Genomic DNA, 15,130 nt, shown 5'->3' on the forward strand with positions numbered 1-15,130 from the left:
GGCTGCCCTTTGCCGCACGACTGATTAACCCAGCTGCTTACGCGCATTGCGGAAGACGCGCATCCACGGGCTGTCCTCACCCCACTCTGCCGGGTGCCAGGAGTTGCTGACCGTGCGGAACACGCGCTCCGGGTGCGGCATCATAATGGTGACGCGACCGCTTTCGTTGGTGACCGCCGTAATACCGTTTGGCGAACCGTTCGGGTTAGCCGGGTATTGCTGGGTGACCTTACCGAAGTGGTCAACGAAACGCAGCGCCACCAGGCCTTTATGCTCCAGCGTTGCCAGATGCGTAGCGTCACGCACTTCCACAAAGCCTTCACCGTGCGATACCGCCACAGGCATCCGCGATCCCACCATCCCATCCAGCAGCAGCGACGGACTGGCCGCGACTTCGACCAGGCTGAAGCGCGCCTCAAAACGTTCGGACTGATTACGCACAAAGCGCGGCCAGGCCTCGCTGCCAGGGATCAGCTCGCGCAGGGTCGACATCATCTGGCATCCGTTGCACACGCCCAGCGCCAGCGTTTGCGGACGGTGGAAGAAGGTTTCGAATTCGTCGCGCACGCGGGTGTTAAACAGGATGGATTTCGCCCAGCCCTCACCAGCGCCCAGTACGTCGCCATAAGAGAAGCCGCCGCAGGCCACCAGGGTGTGGAAATCCTCCAGACCACGGCGTCCGGCCAGCAGGTCGCTCATGTGTACGTCAACCGCATCAAAACCAGCCCGGTGGAAAGCGGCGGCCATTTCAACGTGCGAGTTAACGCCCTGCTCGCGCAGCACGGCAACTTTCGGACGCGCGCCGGTCGCGATATAAGGCGCGGCAACGTCCTCTTCCGGCCGGAAGGTCAGCGAGACGTTCAGGCCCGGATCGAGATCGTTCTTCCTGGCTTCATGTTCCTGATCGGCACATTCCGGGTTGTCGCGCAGGCGCTGCATCTGCCAGGTGGTTTCGGCCCACCAGGTGCGCAGCGTGGTACGGCTTTCGCTGTAAACCGCAGAGTCGCCAGAGGTAATAACGAAGCGGTCGCCAGGCAGCGCTTTACCGAGGAAGTGAACGCACTCGCCCAGCCCGTGCTCAGCAAACGTCTGCTCGACCTGAGCACGGTCAGCAGCGGCAACCTGGATAACCGCGCCCAGCTCTTCGTTGAACAGCGCGGCCAGCGCATCGCTGCCCAGCGAAGCAATGTCCGCCTCCACGCCGCAGTGCCCGGTAAAGGCCATCTCTGCCAGGGTTACCAGCAGACCGCCGTCGGAACGGTCGTGATAGGCCAGCAGCTTGCCTTCGGCCACCAGCGCCTGCATAGCGTTAAAGAAGCCGGCCAGCTGTTGCGCATCGCGCACGTCGGCAGGCTTATCGCCCAGCTGACGGTAAACCTGAGACAGCGCGGTCGCTCCCAGCGCGTTAACGCCTTTGCCGAGGTCAATCAGCAGCAGCGCGTTATCCTGCTGCGGCAGAAGCTGCGGCGTTACGGTGCGGCGAACGTCTTCCACGCGCGCAAAGGCGGTGATCACCAGCGACATAGGCGAAGTCATCTCGCGCTGTTCGCTGCCGTGCTGCCAGCGTGTTTTCATCGACATAGAGTCTTTACCGACCGGGATAGTGATCCCCAGCGCCGGGCAAAGCTCTTCGCCGACCGCTTTCACCGCCTCATACAGACCGGCATCTTCGCCTGGGTGACCGGCGGCGGCCATCCAGTTTGCTGAGAGCTTGATGCGTTTGAGCGAGCCGATCTGCGTAGCGGCAATATTGGTAAGGGCTTCGCCCACGGCCAGGCGGCCTGAGGCGGCGAAGTCCAGCAGCGCAACCGGCGCACGTTCGCCGAGCGCCATCGCTTCACCATAGTAGCTGTCGAGGCTGGCGGTAGTTACAGCACAGTTGGCGACGGGGATCTGCCAGGGCCCAACCATCTGGTCGCGCGCAACCATCCCGGTCACCGAACGGTCGCCAATGGTGACGAGGAAGGTCTTTTCGGCCACCGCAGGCAGATGCAGTACGCGCTTCACGGCATCGGCAACGGTAATCGTTGCGCGGTTCAGCGGCTCGCCCTGCGCCTTCAGCGTGCTGGCCTCGCGGGTCATTTTCGGCGTTTTGCCCAGCAGCACGTCCAGCGGCATGTCGATAGGTTTATTATCGAAGTGGCTGTCGGCAAGCGACAGGTGCATCTCTTCCGTCGCCTCGCCAATGACCGCGTAAGGCGCGCGTTCACGCTTGCACAGCGCATCAAACAGCGCCAGCTTCTCCGGCGCAACCGCCAGCACGTAGCGTTCCTGCGACTCGTTACACCAGACTTCCAGCGGGCTCATGCCTGGCTCATCGCTCAGGATATCGCGCAGATTGAAGCGGCCGCCGCGCTCGCCGTCGCTGACCAGCTCAGGCATGGCGTTAGACAGGCCGCCTGCGCCAACGTCGTGGATAAACAGGATCGGGTTGTCCTCACCCAGTTGCCAGCAGCGGTCGATCACTTCCTGGCAGCGGCGCTCCATTTCCGGGTTGTCGCGCTGTACGGAGGCAAAATCCAAATCCGCATCAGACTGGCCGGAGGCCATAGAAGACGCCGCGCCGCCGCCCAGGCCGATATTCATCGCCGGGCCACCCAGCACGATCAGCCTGGCGCCGACGCTGATTTCCCCTTTCTGCACATGGTCAGCGCGAATGTTGCCAATGCCGCCAGCCAGCATGATTGGCTTATGGTAGCCACGAAGCTCAACGCCGTTGTGGCTGTTGACCTGCTCTTCATAGGTACGGAAATAGCCGTTCAGGGCCGGGCGTCCAAACTCATTGTTAAACGCCGCGCCGCCGAGCGGGCCTTCGGTCATGATATCCAGCGCGGTTACAATACGCTCCGGTTTGCCGAAATCTTCTTCCCACGGCTGTTCGAAACCCGGAATGCGCAGGTTAGAAACTGAGAAGCCAACCAGACCAGCCTTCGGTTTTGCTCCCCGTCCGGTTGCGCCCTCATCGCGGATTTCGCCGCCTGAGCCGGTAGCCGCGCCAGGCCATGGCGAAATAGCGGTTGGGTGGTTGTGGGTTTCCACCTTCATCAGGATATGGGCCTGTTCCTGATGGAAATCGTACTGCCCTCTTTCCGCGTCAGCATAGAAACGCCCAACGTGAGAACCCTCCATGACCGCAGCATTGTCTTTATAAGCAGACAGCACATGGTCCGGCGTTTTCTCCATGGTGTTTTTGATCATTTTGAACAGCGATTTAGGCTGCTGCTCGCCGTCGATGATCCAGTCGGCGTTGAAGATTTTGTGACGGCAGTGTTCAGAGTTCGCCTGAGCGAACATATACAGCTCAATATCGGTCGGATTGCGCCCGAGCTTCTCAAAAGCCGTCTGCAAATAGTCGATTTCATCTTCGGCCAGCGCCAGACCCAGCTTACGGTTGGCGTTATCTAATGCGGCGCGGCCTTCACCCAGCACGTCCACGCTCTGCAGCGGCGTCGGCTGGTGATGAGCAAACAGCTGCTCCGCCTGGCCCAGTTCGCTAAGCACCACTTCCATCATGCGGTCATGCAGCAGGGCAGCCAGCAGCGACCATTGTGCTTCGGTCAGCTGCGGCGCTTTCACGTAGAAGGCCAGACCGCGCTCAAGGCGCAGGACCTGAGGCAGATCGCAGTTGTGCGCGATATCGGTAGCTTTGGAAGACCAGGGCGAGATGGTGCCGGGACGCGGCGTAACCAGCATCAGGCGGCCTTCGGGCTGGTGTTCGGCGAGAGAGGGACCGTATTTCAGCAGACGCTGCAAGCGGGCTTTTTCATCTGCGTTAAGCGGCGCGCTGACATCGGCAAAATGGACGTACTCAGCGTAAATATCACTCACCGGCAGGTGAGCGTCCTGAAAGCGGGCCAGCAGTTTAGTAATACGAAATGCCGACAGAGCGGGCGAACCACGCAGAATTTCCATCATCAAAGATCTCTCGTCTTCGAAGCGCCGGGCGACGCTTCTTTGGGCGCAACAGGGAAAACGGGCGGTATTATAGAGAATCCCCACCCGTTACGAAACCGTTTGCGCAGAATTAATCGCCGGCGGAAGTTGGGTGAAATTCACACAAATTAAGAGGAATTCAGTTGCGCGGGGCCACCGAGTTGCGCAAAATGCCCCACGCTCAGGATCCATTATAGACATCAAATACTGCCGTTACAGACAGAACCTGAGAGACATCGAGAGACAACTATTTGAAACGCCTGAAAATTAATTATCTGTTCATTGGTCTGGTGACCGTGCTGCTGGCGCTGGCGCTATGGCCAGCGGTCCCCTGGTACGGGGGCCAGCAGAACCAGATCGAGCAGATAAAATCACGGGGAGTTCTGCGCGTCAGCACGCTTAATTCCCCGCTGGCTTACTATACGATCAACAAAGCACCGGCCGGGATGGATTACGAGCTGGCGAAGCGGTTCGCCGGTTATCTGGGCGTGAAGCTGCAAATCACCGTGCGTCAGAACCTCAGCGACCTGTTTGACGATCTGGAAGATGACAAGGCCGACGTGCTGGCTGCCGGTTTAATCTACAACAAAGATCGCGAGTCGCGCTTTCGCACCGGCCCGGCTTATTATTCGGTTTCCCAACAGCTGGTTTACCGCATGGGTAAACCTCGCCCGAAGAATCTTGGTGACCTTCATGGCCGCCTGACCGTGGCCTCTGATTCGGCCTACCTTTCCACTCTGCGCGGCATCAAACAGAATCAGTACCCCGACCTCGACTGGGCTATCTCTACCGATCAAAGCCCGAACGCGCTGCTGGAAGCCGTTGCCGACGGCAGGCTGGACTACACCGTCAGTGATTCGGTTTCGGTTGCCCTGTTACAGCGTATTCATCCGCAGCTGGCCGTGGCTTTTGATATCACCGACGAAGAGCCGGTAACCTGGTATATGCAGCGCGACCGCGATGACAGCATGAATGCGGCGATGCTCGACTACTTCAACCAGATGGGCGAAGAGGGCGCAATGGCGCGGCTGGACGAAAAATACCTCGGCCACGTTGGCACCTTTGATTATGTCGACACGCGCACCTTCCTGCGGGCGATCGACGCCACGCTGCCGGTAATCCGCCCGCTGTTCGAAAAATATGCCACTGAGATGGACTGGCGGCTGCTGGCGGCAATTTCGTATCAGGAGTCGCACTGGAATCCGCAGGCCACTTCCCCAACCGGCGTGCGCGGCATGATGATGTTAACCCGCAACACGGCGGAGAGCCTGAACGTCAGCGACAGAACCGACCCGGAGCAGAGCATCCGCGGCGGCAGTGAATACCTGATCAGCATGATGGCGAAAGTCCCGCAGACAATCCCGGAGGATGAGCGGATCTGGTTTGCGCTGGCCGCTTACAATATGGGCTATGCCCATATGCTTGACGCGCGCAAGCTGACGGAGAAACAGAAGGGAAACCCGGACAGCTGGGCTGACGTCAAGCAACGCCTGCCGTTGCTGAGCCAGAAACGCTATTACAGCCAGACCACCTATGGCTATGCGCGGGGCCAGGAAGCCTACAATTACGTGGAAAACATCCGTCTTTATCAGATAAGCTTGGTCGGCTACCTGCTGGCCCAGGAACGTAAGCTGGCGCAGCAGGCGGCCTGGGAAGCCGAGATGGGGGAAGGCTATCCGGCCGTAGCCCCGCAGATAGCCCTGAACTAACACTCAGGGACGAAAAAAAACGTTCACTCCTTTCCATCCTGTTCGTCTTTCGCAACCTGCTGACGCAGCGCCTTCTTTACGGCCCGGCGATGGCGGAAAAAATCGCTCAGCAGGCCCGCGCACTCTTCCGCCAGCACCCCCTGCTCAATTTTCACCTGATGATTCATTCCGGGGTGTCCCAGCACGTCCATCAGCGAACCGGCGGCCCCGGTCTTCTCATCGCACGCGCCGAAGACCAGCCGATTTATTCGGCCGTGGATCATCGCTCCCGCACACATCACGCAGGGTTCGAGCGTGACGTAAAGGGTGGTGTCCAGCAGGCGGTAGTTTTCCAGCACTTTTCCGCCCTGGCGCAGCGCCATAATCTCCGCATGGGCGGTAGGATCGTGGTGACCAATCGGGCGGTTCCAGCCTTCGCCGATAACGCGATCGCCCTGCACCAGCACGGCGCCGACCGGCACTTCCCCCTCTTCCCAGGCACGACGCGCCAGGGTCAAAGCATGGCGCATCCAGAATTCATCACTTGCTCTTTCGCTCACCTGAGTCTCCAGCTAAAAAACGCGGCACAGTATAGCCGTTTTACTCAAGCTGTTGCAGTTCGCCCTGCGGCGTGACGCGCCAGCGATGCTGGCAGAAAAACAGCAGAGGGTTATCCTGCTTGCTGTCGCTGTAGCCGCTGTAAAGCTGTAGCGGCGTGCCAATCTGTTCTTCAAGGCGAGCGACTTTCTCATGCCCAAGACAGCGCATAGACAGCACCCGGCCGCCGTATTCCCGGCTCATCTGGCTGGCGATCAGCTTCACCTTAGGCAGAAAGGCCGAGTCGAAATAGACCTGCTGCACCAGCGGCTGAGGCGAACCGGTGATCAGCCAGACGTCGGCATCCGGGCTGTTAAGGTAGTCGGTAAGCCGCTGCTGTACCACCGGGAACGCCGTCACCCGCTGCCGGAACCACTGCGCGAAGGTCTGTTCCCGCGCGGTGAGGCTGGCCTCGCTGTGACCAAAGGTAATCGCCCATAGCAGCAGGCTCATCGGCCAGCGAGCCGCCCTTCCCTTAATCAACAAACCGGCGCCAATCACCGGCAGTAACGGCGCCACCAGCAGCAGGTTAAGCGGCTGACGCCACAGCAGATAACGCATAAAAGTACCGAACATATCCTGCTGATGCAGCGTGCCATCCAGATCGAAAAACACCACGCGTCGTTGCTGACCAGTGATCAAAAATTACTCCTCAGGGTCATTGAATCCCATAAGCCAGGCAAAGAGAAAGCCGCAGACTACCGCGGCCAGCCACCCTGCCAGATAGAGCATTACCTTACCAGAGATGATGGTGAGCGCCAGCGGCAGGCCCGAAATACCAAAGGTAATCACCGTCGCCACTTTGGCATAGCACACCACCGCGCCGCCGACGGCGCCCCCCAGACAGGCTGCGATAAACGGCCTGCCCAGCGGCAGCGTCACGCCGAAGATCAGTGGCTCCCCTACCCCTAAAATGCCCACCGGCAGCGCGCCTTTCACCAGTTTCTTCAGCCTGGGGCTGCGGGTTTTCAGCAGCACCGCCAGCGAAGCGCCTACCTGCCCCACGCCCGCCATCGCCAGGATCGGCAGCAGCGCGTTATAGCCATGCGCCTGCACCAGCTCCACATGGATCGGCACCATCCCCTGGTGTAAACCGGTCAGTACCAGCGGCAAAAACGTTCCCGCCAGCACCGCGCCAACCAGAACGCCGCCGCGATCGATCGCCAGCGTCGCGCCATGCGCAATGGCTTCCGAAATGATGCCGCCGAGCGGTTGCAGGACGACTATCGCCAGCGTTGCCGTTATAAGTGTAGTCAGAAGCGGATTGAGGATCAGTTCAAGTGACTCAGGCAGCCACTCACGCAGCCTTTTTTCAATCCAGCACATCAGCACCACCACCAGCAGAACGGCAATCACCCCGCCTCTTCCCGGCTGTAGGCTTTCACCAAACAGGGTGATTTGCGCCAGCGCCGGGCTGGAAAGAATACCCGCCATGACGCCGCCCAGCGCCACGGAACCGCCAAACACTCGCGCGGTATTTACACCGACCAGGATGTTCATGATCGTAAAGATGGTGCTGCCAAAAATAGCCGCCAGGCCCAGCGCGTTGGGATACCCGGTGGCGATCCCGCCGACAATATCCGGGCGTTTGAGGATGTTGATAATACCGGTAATAAGCCCGGAAGCGATAAAGGCAGGGATCAGCGGAATAAAGACGTTAGCCAGCTGGCGCAGCGCATCGCTCATTGGCGCTTTATACTTCTTTTTGACCTGGGCTTTAGTCTGGCTGATGACCTGTTCATCAGCAGGCGAGGCGGCCAGCAGGCTGCGCATCTCCTCAACCACTTTCGCCGCCGCGCCTGGCCCGACAATGAACTGGTGCTGGTTTCCCTGCTTAACATATCCCTTTACGCCGTCAAGCTGGCGAAGACGGGCCAGCGCCAGTCGTTCGTCATCGTTAACCTCCACCCGCACCCGCGTCATACAATTTTCCAGCCGGGTGATATTGTCCGCTCCGCCGATCCCCTGTAGTAGCTCTCCGGCCAGCCTTCTCGCCTTTTCCATAGCTTATCCTCTGTCTTTTAGCGCAGCGCGCAGAAAACCATTGTGCCTGGTCAGCAGGCTTTTGGCTTCATCCGCCGCTACGCCGCTCAGCACCATCAGAATGGCCGTTTTTACCTCATAATGCGTTTGTGCCAGTGCGGCGTTAGCCTCGTCAGCGGAGCAACCTGTCGCCTGGCAAACCATCCGGCAGGCGCGATCCACCAGCTTAATATTGGTCGCCTGCATATCCACCATCAGGTTCTGATAGACCTTTCCTGTTTTCACCATCGCGCCAGTTGAGATCATATTCAGCACCAGCTTTTGCGCCGTGCCGGACTTGAGGCGGGTTGAGCCGGTAAGCGCCTCCGGCCCCACTACCGGCGAAATCGCAATTTCAGCCTCGCGGGCAATCGGCGAGCCGGGATTGCAGGAGAGCGCCGCCGTGCGGCAGCCCAGTTCGCGGGCAAAGCGCAGCGCGCCGATCACGTAAGGCGTGCGTCCCGATGCGGCGATCCCCACCACCATATCTTCTGGCTTGAGGTTCAGCGCCTTGAGATCGCTGATGCCCAGCTGCTCATCATCTTCTGCGCCTTCAACCGCCTTCAGCAGCGCCCCCGGTCCACCGGCAATCAGCCCTACCACCAGCCCGTGCGGTACGCCGAAGGTCGGCGGGCACTCAGACGCATCCAGCACGCCAAGACGCCCGCTGGTGCCGGCTCCCAGGTAGATCAGCCTGCCGCCAGCGGAGAGGGATGCCGCCGCCGCGTCCACAGCCTTAGCCACCTCGGGCAACGTCAGGCGTACGGACTCTGCCACCGTCGCATCCTGCTGGTTGAATTTTGTCACCATCTCCAGCGTGGACAGGCTGTCCAGCTCCATCGTCTCTGGGTTACGCGTTTCGGAAACCAGTGCGCCAAGGTTCATGCTATCCTCACTTACGAATTTTTAATTCTTAGAAAATATGATATTTGCGAATATTATATTCACAACGAGGCCGGATTCACCTGATTTTAATTATGAAACGTGATAAAAGCGGCGATAATCTTACCGCCAGGGCCGCGAAAGGCTATTATCTGTCCTGATAATTCAAGCTGTTGGCATGACTACCGAGAGGAAAACCGATGAGTTCACTGCTGCGCATTCGTCAGCTGTACCCTGGGCTGGCAATGAACGAACGCCGGCTGGCCGACTTTTTGCTGTCGCAGCCGGATCGGGCACGTCATCTCAGCTCGCAGAAGCTGGCGGAAGAGTCCGGCGTCAGCCAGTCCAGCGTGGTGAAATTCGCGCAGAAGCTCGGCTATAAAGGCTTCCCAGCCCTGAAGCTGGCGCTCAGCGAGTCGCTGGCGGACAAAGATGCCATTACCGTACATAACCTGATCCTCAGCGATGACCCGCTAAAAATAGTGGGCGAAAAGCTGCTGACGGAGAAACAGTCGGCGATCCGCGCCACGCTGGATATCAACAGCGAGGAGATGCTGCTGGAAACTCTGCGGCTGATCCGCTCGGCTAACCGTATCGTGCTGGTTGGCATTGGCGCTTCCGGACTGGTAGCCAAAGACTTCTCCTGGAAGCTGATGAAGATCGGCATCAATGCGGTGGCGGAGCAGGATATGCACGCCCTGCTGGCGAGCGTGCAGGCACTGAATCCCGGCGATCTGCTGCTGGCTATTTCCTACACCGGCGAGCGGCGCGAAATCAACCTGGCGGCGCAGGAGGCACAGCGCGCGGGAGCCAACGTGCTCGCCTTCACCTGCTTTACGCCTAACACGCTACAGCAGTGCGCCACGCACTGTCTCTATACCGTAGCGGAGGAGCAAACCACCCGCAGCGCGGCAATATCCTCAACCACCGCCCAGCTGACTCTGACCGACCTGTTGTTTATGGCGCTGGTTCAACGCGATCCCGAACGCGCCTCCAGCCACATTCGCCACAGCGAGGCGCTGGTGAAAAAGCTGGTCTGACAGGATAACCGGCGTATAATGCCCGCGCACTTTATCCCGTTATTGACCGAGAAACCTATGGCCCTGCTTATCACAAAGAAATGCATCAATTGCGATATGTGTGAGCCAGAGTGCCCGAACCAGGCCATCTCAATGGGTGACAGCATCTATCAGATTGATGCCGACCGCTGCACCGAGTGCATCGGCCACTATGAGACGCCAACCTGCCAGCAGGTTTGCCCGATTGTGAATACCATCATTACCGATCCGGCCCATATTGAGAGCAAAGATTTGCTGTGGGAGAAGTTTGTGGTGTTACATCACGGCGGGTAAAGCGGACGGCGCAGGCCGTCCGGCTGGAATTTCAGTTTTCTATAATCACCGTCGCGCAGGCGTAATGGCGCTCATCGGCCAGCGTGACGTGAACGTGCGCCACCCCAAGCTTTGTCGCCACCTCCTGCGCCTGCAAAAAGAAGCGCAGCCCCGGCTTACCCAACTCGTCGTTGTAAACTTCAAACTGATTAAACGCCAGGCCGCCACGAATACCGGTGCCAAACGCTTTCGCTGCCGCTTCCTTGACCGCAAATCGCTTGGCAAGAAAGCGCACCGGCTGCTGATGGGCCTGATATTGCGCCCACTCGTTTTGACTCAGCACACGCTTCGCCAGCCGGTCGCCGGAACGCGAAATCACCCCTTCGATACGGGCTATCTCCACAATATCGGTGCCCAGGCCGAGAATAGCCATTAACGACGCGCTTCCCGCATCAGCGCTTTCATCTCTTTGACCGCCTCAGCCAGCCCGCTCATCACCGCGCGGCCAATAATAGCGTGACCAATGTTCAGCTCGTGCATTTGCGGCAGCGCAGCAATCGGCTGAACGTTATGGTAAGTCAGGCCGTGACCGGCGTTGACCTTCAGCCCTTTGCCTGCGGCATAGGCTGCGGCATCCCTGATGCGGATGAATTCGGCATGACGCTCGCGCCCTTCTTCCGCGTCGGCATAGGCGCCGGTATGGATTTCAATGTAGGGCGCGCCGGAGGCCATCGCCGCGTCAATCTGGCGGTGATCCGCATCAATAAACAGTGAAACCTGGATACCCGCTTCAGCCAGACGCGTGACCGCATAGGTGACCTTTTCCAGTTGACCAGCCACGTCCAGCCCGCCTTCGGTGGTCACCTCTTCACGCTTTTCCGGCACCAGACAGCAGAAATGCGGCTTGAGTTCGCAGGCAATGTCGACCATTTCGTCGGTGACCGCCATTTCCAGGTTCATCCGGGTCTGGATCGTCTGGCGCAGAATACGAACATCGCGATCGGTGATATGACGACGGTCCTCACGCAGATGAACGGTAATGCCATCGGCACCAGCCTGTTCAGAGACAAAAGCCGCCTGGACAGGGTCCGGGTAAGTAGTGCCGCGCGCGTTACGTACGGTGGCAACGTGGTCGATATTGACGCCTAACAACAGCTCAGCCATGACGGTCCTCGAAATTTTGCAAAGAGTGAAAACAGTGTACAACGTTCGCCGCCCTGACAGGAACGGTCGGCTCGCTTTACTCCTCGTCCGGCAGCACGTCTGGACGTTTTTTCGGCACAAACTGACGAAACAGCTCCTGGCTTTTTAACGGCTTGCCGCCCAGATAGGGCTTCAGCGCGATGCGCGTAAAGCGCTTAGCCGCCCGCAGCGTGTCGATGTCGGGAAAGGTCCGCGATTCCAGCGCGCGCAGCTGGCGTCCGGTGAAGGTGCTGTTGCCGATCACCAGGCTGGCAATAAAGCCTTTCTCTTCTCTGTAGACATAGGTCATATCGTCGGCAACCTCTTCGCCACTGCCCGCGCAGTGCAGGAAATCAACGCCATATCCCAGATGTCCGAGCATCGCCAGCTCAAAACGCCTTAAGGCGGGTTCTGGTGAACCGGTGACGGCGGCCAGCGCCTGAATGCAGTACAGATAGTCAAAGAAGAGATCGGTAAAGGCCGTTTCCTGCTCCAGCACGCGCGACAGCAGTTCGTTGACGTACAGCCCGCAGTAAAGCGTCAGGCCGGAGAGAGGGAGAGCCAGCGAGATGGGCTCAGCGCCGCGAAGGGTTTTGACCTCGCCACGCCCGCCCCAACGAACCAGCAGCGGGGTGAAAGGCTGTAAGGCACCCTTCAGGCTGGAACGCTTGCCGCGGGCGCCTTTGGCAAGCACCCGAATGCGACCGTAATTCTCAGAAAAAAGATCGAGCAGAAGGCTGGTTTCGCTGTAAGGTCGCCCATGCAGGACGAATGCGCGCTGCCAGCCTTCCATTGGGCTCAAAGATCGTCGGTGTAGCCCAGGCTACGCAGCGCACGCTCATCATCTGCCCAGCCGGACTTCACTTTTACCCACAGTTCAAGATGTACTTTCATCTCGAACATCTCTTCCATATCTTTACGGGCTTCAATGCCGATGGTTTTAATTTTGGCGCCTTTGTTGCCAATCACCATTTTTTTCTGGCCTTCACGTTCAACCAGGATCAGGCCGTGAATATCATAGCCCCCGCGGTCGTTAGTCACGAACTGCTCAATCTCAACGGTCACCGAGTAAGGCAGCTCCGCGCCGAGGAAACGCATCAGCTTTTCGCGAATGATTTCGGACGCCATAAAGCGCTGTGAGCGGTCGGTGACGTACTCTTCCGGGAAGTGGTGAACCGCTTCCGGCAGGCGCTTACGCACAATGGCCGCGATGGTATCAACATTTTTCCCGCTTTCGGCGGAGATCGGCACCACGTCCATAAAGTTCATCTGTTCGCTAAGGAACTGCATGTGCGGCAGCAGAATGCTCTTGTCAGTGATGTTGTCGACTTTATTGATCGCCAGAAGAACCGGCACCTTACCGTCCTTCAGCTTGTTGACCACCATTTCGTCGTCGGCGGTCCAGCGGGTGCCTTCCACCACGAAAATGACCAGCTCAACATCGCCGATGGAGCTGCTGGCCGCACGGTTCATCAGGCGGTTAATCGCCCGCTTTTCTTCCATATGCAGGCCCGGGGTATCCACGTAGATCGCCTGATAAGGCCCTTCGGTGTGGATGCCCATAATACGGTGGCGCGTGGTTTGCGGCTTGCGCGAGGTGATCGAGATCTTCTGCCCCAGCAGCTGGTTCAGTAAGGTGGATTTCCCGACGTTTGGGCGGCCTACAATAGCAATAAAGCCGCAATGGGGGGTTTGTTCGCTCATTCAAGTCCTAGCTTAATCAGCGCCTGTTCAGCCGCTGCCTGCTCAGCTTTGCGACGGCTGGACCCGGTTCCTACAACCGGATCGGCCATGCCGCTTACCTGGCAGTGAATAGTAAATTCCTGGTCATGCGCTTCGCCACGCACCTGCACCACCAGATAGGAGGGCAGCGGCAGATGGCGACCCTGCAGATATTCCTGCAGACGCGTTTTCGGATCTTTTTGCTTATCGCCTGGGCTGATCTGCTCCAGCCGACTGGCGTACCAGTCGAGGATCAGCTTTTCCACCGTCTGAATGTCGCTATCCAGGAAAACGCCGCCAATCAGCGCCTCAACGGTATCGGCAAGGATCGACTCACGGCGATACCCGCCGCTTTTCAGCTCACCAGGCCCAAGACGAAGGCACTCGCCTAAATCAAATTCACGGGCCATTTCCGCCAACGTGTTGCCGCGCACCAGCGTGGCGCGCATACGGCTCATGTCACCTTCATCAACGCGAGGAAAACGATGATAAAGCGCGTTAGCAATCACGTAGCTGAGGATGGAATCGCCCAAAAATTCCAGTCTTTCATTATGTTTGCTGCTGGCGCTGCGGTGAGTAAGCGCCTGCTGCAACAGTTCCTGATGGCTAAAAGTGTAGCCCAACTTTCGCTGGAGCCTGTTAATTACGATGGGGTTCATGTGTTACCAGTATCTGAATGCGTCAATTATTCTGCACACGGAACAGGGCTGGACAGGCCAACGCTAGGCTGTTTCGTGTGCAGTGGCTGCCCGCAAGGGCAACCATCCGTTTTATCGCTCTGCCCGCAGGCATTCTCAGTGAATACCACCGATGCGGCTAAGGCGCACGCCCGTTGGCCATTGCCCTTCCTGCTTATCAAAGCTCATCCAGATGGCTGTCGCTTTGCCAACCAGATTTCTGTCCGGCACGAAGCCCCAATAACGGCTGTCTGCGCTGTTATCACGGTTGTCGCCCATCATAAAGTACATGCCTTGCGGCACCACCCAGCTTGACTGAGGCTGGCCAGGCTGCTGATAGTACGAACTGGCCTGGCTCTGTGCCTGAGTCACCAGCAGAATACGGTGAGTCACATCGCCCAGCGTCTCTTCACGGGTCGCCAGACGAAGCCCGCCCTGCATCGATTCGCCCTGCGGCATTTGGTAGAAGCCGTTGCCGACCTCGTTACCGTCAAAGCCGCTAAAGGTCTGGATAAAGTCGCTTGGTTCCACGTCCGAGTAGGTTACCGGCACCGCTTTGTCGCAGCTTTGCCCGGCGCAGGCTGGATTGACGGTGACCGTTTTACTCTGCGGATCGTAACTGACGTGGTCGCCCGGCAGGCCGACAACGCGCTTGATATAATCCAGGCTCGGGTCTTTCGGGTACTTAAAGACCGCAATGTCGCCGCGCTTAGGCTGTCCGGTTGGGATGAGCGTAGTCTGGGTGATAGGATCTTTAATGCCGTAGGCAAACTTCTCCACCAGAATAAAATCACCAATCAGCAGCGTCGGCATCATCGAACCCGAAGGGATCTGGAAAGGCTCGTAGATAAACGAACGCACGACAAACACCAGCAGCAGTACCGGGAAAACGGACGCGGCCGTTTCCACCCAGCCCGGCTGTTTAGCGGCTTTAACCTCCACTGCCGGACCGTCAACCTGCGCGGTAGCCTCAGCCAGCCGGGCCTTGCGGGCTGGTGCCCACTTGAATTTATCAATGCACCAGATAATTCCGGTGATCAAGGTCGCTATCGCCAAAATCAGGGCGAACATATTAGCCATTCCAGTTCCCTCGTAG

Annotated in this window: 14 protein-coding genes; 3 read left to right on the top strand and 11 right to left on the bottom strand. The window is 58.6% G+C overall.

All coding sequences use genetic code 11. From position 1 onward, the window contains the following. Nucleotides 1-24: 24 nt before the first annotated feature. Nucleotides 25-3,915: a phosphoribosylformylglycinamidine synthase gene (gene purL, locus NG99_RS14105; RefSeq protein ID WP_034893964.1), complete on the bottom strand. Its 3,891-nt coding sequence runs from the start codon at nucleotides 3,913-3,915 to the stop codon at nucleotides 25-27. Nucleotides 3,916-4,184: 269 nt separating this feature from the next. On the opposite strand from purL, the gene mltF reads away from it, so the two are divergent. Next, entirely contained in the window at nucleotides 4,185-5,642 is a 1,458-nt protein-coding gene (gene mltF / locus NG99_RS14110) for a membrane-bound lytic murein transglycosylase MltF (RefSeq protein ID WP_034893967.1), read from the top strand. Nucleotides 5,643-5,665: 23 nt separating this feature from the next. On the opposite strand, the gene tadA is transcribed toward mltF, so the two are convergent. From tadA to murQ, 4 genes are read right to left on the bottom strand one after another with little or no spacing between them, the layout of a single operon-like run. After that, the gene (tadA, locus tag NG99_RS14115; RefSeq protein ID WP_072017600.1) at nucleotides 5,666-6,181 is read right to left on the bottom strand and encodes a tRNA adenosine(34) deaminase TadA; all 516 of its coding nucleotides are present in this window, start codon (nucleotides 6,179-6,181) and stop codon (nucleotides 5,666-5,668) included. Between the two features lie 40 nt (nucleotides 6,182-6,221). Beyond that, complete coding sequence (gene yfhb, locus NG99_RS14120) at nucleotides 6,222-6,860, bottom strand: phosphatidylglycerophosphatase C (RefSeq protein ID WP_034893970.1); 639 nt, start codon at nucleotides 6,858-6,860, stop codon at nucleotides 6,222-6,224. A gap of 3 nt (nucleotides 6,861-6,863) precedes the next feature. Then, nucleotides 6,864-8,222, bottom strand: coding sequence for a PTS transporter subunit EIIC (locus NG99_RS14125; protein WP_034893972.1), 1,359 nt, complete (start codon nucleotides 8,220-8,222; stop codon nucleotides 6,864-6,866). A gap of 3 nt (nucleotides 8,223-8,225) precedes the next feature. After that, nucleotides 8,226-9,125, bottom strand: a complete 900-nt coding sequence (gene murQ, locus NG99_RS14130) for an N-acetylmuramic acid 6-phosphate etherase (protein ID WP_034893975.1) — start codon at nucleotides 9,123-9,125, stop codon at nucleotides 8,226-8,228. 197 nt (nucleotides 9,126-9,322) lie between these two features. Between murQ and NG99_RS14135 the strand changes: the two genes are divergently transcribed. Together NG99_RS14135 and NG99_RS14140 are read left to right on the top strand one after the other, a co-directional pair. Continuing rightward, the gene (locus tag NG99_RS14135; protein WP_034893979.1) at nucleotides 9,323-10,162 is read left to right on the top strand and encodes a MurR/RpiR family transcriptional regulator; all 840 of its coding nucleotides are present in this window, start codon (nucleotides 9,323-9,325) and stop codon (nucleotides 10,160-10,162) included. A 57-nt stretch (nucleotides 10,163-10,219) separates the two neighbouring features. Beyond that, complete coding sequence (locus NG99_RS14140; RefSeq protein ID WP_034894097.1) at nucleotides 10,220-10,474, top strand: YfhL family 4Fe-4S dicluster ferredoxin; 255 nt, start codon at nucleotides 10,220-10,222, stop codon at nucleotides 10,472-10,474. 31 nt (nucleotides 10,475-10,505) lie between these two features. On the opposite strand, the gene acpS is transcribed toward NG99_RS14140, so the two are convergent. The 6 genes from acpS to lepB all read right to left on the bottom strand — a co-directional run bounded on the left by acpS (nucleotide 10,506) and on the right by lepB (nucleotide 15,114). Further along, nucleotides 10,506-10,886 carry a holo-ACP synthase gene (gene acpS / locus NG99_RS14145; protein WP_034893982.1) on the bottom strand — a complete coding sequence of 127 codons (381 nt, stop codon included), beginning with the start codon at nucleotides 10,884-10,886 and terminating at the stop codon, nucleotides 10,506-10,508. Continuing rightward, the gene (pdxJ, locus tag NG99_RS14150; RefSeq protein ID WP_034893985.1) at nucleotides 10,886-11,617 is read right to left on the bottom strand and encodes a pyridoxine 5'-phosphate synthase; all 732 of its coding nucleotides are present in this window, start codon (nucleotides 11,615-11,617) and stop codon (nucleotides 10,886-10,888) included. Before pdxJ ends, acpS begins: the two co-directional genes overlap by 1 nt. Nucleotides 11,618-11,693: 76 nt before the next feature. After that, the gene (gene recO / locus NG99_RS14155; protein WP_034893988.1) at nucleotides 11,694-12,428 is read right to left on the bottom strand and encodes a DNA repair protein RecO; all 735 of its coding nucleotides are present in this window, start codon (nucleotides 12,426-12,428) and stop codon (nucleotides 11,694-11,696) included. Between the two features lie 5 nt (nucleotides 12,429-12,433). Next, complete coding sequence (gene era / locus NG99_RS14160) at nucleotides 12,434-13,339, bottom strand: GTPase Era (protein WP_034893990.1); 906 nt, start codon at nucleotides 13,337-13,339, stop codon at nucleotides 12,434-12,436. Next, nucleotides 13,336-14,016 (bottom strand): ribonuclease III, encoded by a 681-nt coding sequence (gene rnc, locus NG99_RS14165; RefSeq protein ID WP_034893992.1) that lies wholly within the window; start codon nucleotides 14,014-14,016, stop codon nucleotides 13,336-13,338. Before rnc ends, era begins: the two co-directional genes overlap by 4 nt. A 135-nt stretch (nucleotides 14,017-14,151) precedes the next feature. Further along, complete coding sequence (lepB, locus tag NG99_RS14170; protein ID WP_034893995.1) at nucleotides 14,152-15,114, bottom strand: signal peptidase I; 963 nt, start codon at nucleotides 15,112-15,114, stop codon at nucleotides 14,152-14,154. Between the last annotated feature and the right edge of the window lie 16 nt (nucleotides 15,115-15,130).

Source organism: Erwinia typographi, assembly GCF_000773975.1.
GTDB lineage: Bacteria > Pseudomonadota > Gammaproteobacteria > Enterobacterales > Enterobacteriaceae > Erwinia > Erwinia typographi.